Origin of the sequence: Streptomyces katrae, assembly GCF_000966975.1 — a bacterium.
GTDB lineage: Bacteria > Actinomycetota > Actinomycetes > Streptomycetales > Streptomycetaceae > Streptomyces > Streptomyces katrae.
This window is the reverse complement of record NZ_JZWV01001510.1, coordinates 1-2,498: the sequence shown is the minus strand read 5'-3', so window position 1 is coordinate 2,498 and position 2,498 is coordinate 1. Positions and strand designations below refer to the sequence as shown.

At 67.5% G+C, this 2,498-nt stretch carries 4 protein-coding genes; 1 reads left to right on the top strand and 3 read right to left on the bottom strand.

What is annotated here, in order from left to right; all coding sequences use genetic code 11:
* Positions 1-115 precede the first annotated feature (115 nt).
* The 3 genes from VR44_RS38735 to VR44_RS38725 all read right to left on the bottom strand — a co-directional run bounded on the left by VR44_RS38735 (position 116) and on the right by VR44_RS38725 (position 1,651).
* On the bottom strand, positions 116-409 hold the full coding sequence (locus VR44_RS38735; RefSeq protein WP_157880547.1) for a hypothetical protein: 294 nt from the start codon (positions 407-409) through the stop codon (positions 116-118).
* 307 nt (positions 410-716) lie between these two features.
* Positions 717-989 carry a hypothetical protein gene (locus VR44_RS38730; protein ID WP_045952378.1) on the bottom strand — a complete coding sequence of 91 codons (273 nt, stop codon included), beginning with the start codon at positions 987-989 and terminating at the stop codon, positions 717-719.
* Positions 990-1,174: 185 nt separating this feature from the next.
* Positions 1,175-1,651: a hypothetical protein gene (locus VR44_RS38725; protein ID WP_045952377.1), complete on the bottom strand. Its 477-nt coding sequence runs from the start codon at positions 1,649-1,651 to the stop codon at positions 1,175-1,177.
* 34 nt (positions 1,652-1,685) lie between these two features.
* Here VR44_RS38725 and VR44_RS38720 point away from each other — a divergent pair, with 34 nt between their 5' ends.
* Positions 1,686-2,282 carry a TetR/AcrR family transcriptional regulator gene (locus VR44_RS38720; RefSeq protein WP_094192201.1) on the top strand — a complete coding sequence of 199 codons (597 nt, stop codon included), beginning with the start codon at positions 1,686-1,688 and terminating at the stop codon, positions 2,280-2,282.
* Positions 2,283-2,498 lie beyond the last annotated feature (216 nt).

Below are 2,498 nucleotides of genomic sequence, written 5' to 3'. Positions count from 1 at the left end.
CCCTAACCGCCCCCGCCACCGCCCCTCGGTGTGTTGTCCGGACAGGTTGGTGCCGCCGTAGTCGGCCGCGACGTCCAGCCGCCGGAGTCGACCCGCTCACGCCTGGGGCGGCTGGTTACCTGCCAGGCATGCCCGGCGGCATGCCTGGCATACCGCCGCCCCCGCCCCCGCCCCTCTTCGGGCCCATCTGCTTCTGGAACTGGTTCTGTCCCTTGTTGAGGCCCGTCTGGAAACCCTTGACTCCTGCCTGGTTGCCGTCCATGAAGGCCATGCCGCCCTTGTAGAAGGAGGCCTTGCCGTTGGCCATGCTCTTGTTCATGCACCCCTTCGTTCCCCGGCAGTCGGTGGCGGCAGCGGTGGTGGCGGGGGCGGCGACAGCCAGAACGGCCGTCAGCAGAGTGACCGTCATAGCGGCACGTTGCATACGAGAAGTCATAGTCGGTGTAACGATCACCGGTTGACCCGGTCACCCATAGCCGCAGCACGAGGCGGGCTGGGAGGGGCGCTTCAGTTCTTGGTGCCGCCGCGCTGGTCTTCTACCGAGAGCGCCAAGTCGTCTTGCCGGTTAAGCCCGCGTGGTCCGGTGCCGCGCATCGCAAGGCGGAGGAATACCCGATTGCTGGACGTACTTGAGCTTTCCGGTAACGCAGCGAGGTGCGGTGCCTGGCGGCGCGGGCGAGGCAAGATCCGAAAGAGACGGTCTGGCCCACCCGCAGTTACGGGACGTCGCCCCGCCACCCGAACCAGGTGGGGTAGACGCCATCGGCGTCGGCCGGCTCGTACGCGCAGCGGCCACCCGGCCCGAACGCCCCCAGCTCAGACAACAGCAGGGCACCGTCCGCGAGTTCCAGCGAACTCCAGCCGGTCACGTCGAGCAGCCGCCCGTCCAGCGGGCCGCCCACCAGCTTCACGTAGGAGTGCCCCGGCACCGGGCCCGGGTCGTCCAGGTCCGCCCCGTACACCCGCCGGCCCCTCCACGCAGCAGCCATCCGCCCACTGGCTTGGTTCACGAGAACCGGCTCTGGCTCAGTTTCCGTGAAACCACGCCGACCGGGCTCGCGCCCGCCTCTGGGTAAGCCGCCGACCTGCCAGTTCACTGGGATCGCCGACCCCGAACATCGAGGATCGGCCCGACTTCACGGAAGTTGTGCCAGAGCCCACGAAGTACAACCAGTCAGCGAGTACGTGCCGGGGCGAAAGGGATTCCCGAGGTCATGCCGCGGCAGCCGACCACGAGGGACTCGCCGAGGAAGCTCACGCCGATGGAGAGCTGGAGGGGACGTGCGTTCTCGTGCATGCCCATCTTCACCGCCAGGACATTGAACCCGGCCGTGACCGCCAGGGCGCCGATCAAGGCGAGGAAGGTGCGGCCGGTGTATCGCTGCCACAGGACACCTCCCTTGTCGATGAGCTGAACGGTGGCGCCGCGAAGTCCGCCGAGGGCCGTACCCAGGACGGCGCCCGTGATGACCCAGGTGAGGTCGCTGCCGGTCAGATCCGCCTTCTTGATGAGGGACGAGATGCCGATCACGGTCAAGATCACAGGGGCCGCGAAGAGGTCCTTCGCGTTAACCGGTTCACCGATCATCCGTTTGATCACGATCGCGATCACGACCACGGCGATGATCGCGGCGAGCAGCCAGGGGTTCATGCGATACCACCCATCTCTATGGCAAGTCGATCCTGTGGCCCGTCGCAGGGCAGTGGCGCAGGCCGTCCTGTCCGTCGCCGCCCGCCAGGGGCTGGAGCACGCGTCGCTGCGCAACGTCGCCGAGGAAGCCGGACTCGCCGTCGGCTCGGTCCGCCACTACTTCGCCGCCCACGACGAGTTGATGACCTTCGCGATGAGGGAGCTGAGCCGGTACATCGGCGACCGCATCCGCAGCCACACCGAACGGCTCCTGACTCCCAGCAGCGGCACCGACCGCCGGGCCGCCACAGAAGAGCTCCTGGCCGAGTTCCTCCCCATGGACGAGGACCGCCGCCAGGAGTCCGCACTCTGGCTCGCCTTCATCACCGCAACACTCACCCGCCCCGAACTGCGGCCCTGCGCCATGGGAATGCGGGCCAACCTGCACAACTTGATCTCGCGCGTGCTGCACGAAGCCCGGTGTGCCGGCGGGCTACCAGGCGGCTTGGACATCGAACTGGAAAGCACGCGACTGGCCGCCCTCCTCGACGGGCTCACTCTCCAGGCAACGCTGCTGCCGAATCGCTATCCGCCCAAGCGGCTCCGACAGGTACTGCGACGACACCTGGACGCCCTCAGAGCCGACAGCTGACCTCCGGCCGGCGCTTCGCCACCCTGCCGGAGCAAAAGGAGACAGCTCGCGGTCTCCACATCGACGGTCGATCAGCACAGGGCAGGGTCCCTGTGCGATAGCGCCCGCCGATGCGCCAAGCCCTTCACTCTCCTCTCTGAGGACGGACAGCTGCCTCCATCTCTTTGTGGAGCTACGCCGACCGGGCTTCTGACCGCCTGAGGTAAAGGCTCTGAC

Coding starts and splice junctions, on each gene's coding strand:
- VR44_RS38730 (WP_045952378.1), bottom strand. CDS start 989: ATGGCTGCTGCGTGGAGGGGCCGGCGGGTGTACGGGGCGGACCTGGAC.
- VR44_RS38725 (WP_045952377.1), bottom strand. CDS start 1,651: ATGAACCCCTGGCTGCTCGCCGCGATCATCGCCGTGGTCGTGATCGCG.
- VR44_RS38735 (WP_157880547.1), bottom strand. CDS start 409: ATGACGGTCACTCTGCTGACGGCCGTTCTGGCTGTCGCCGCCCCCGCC.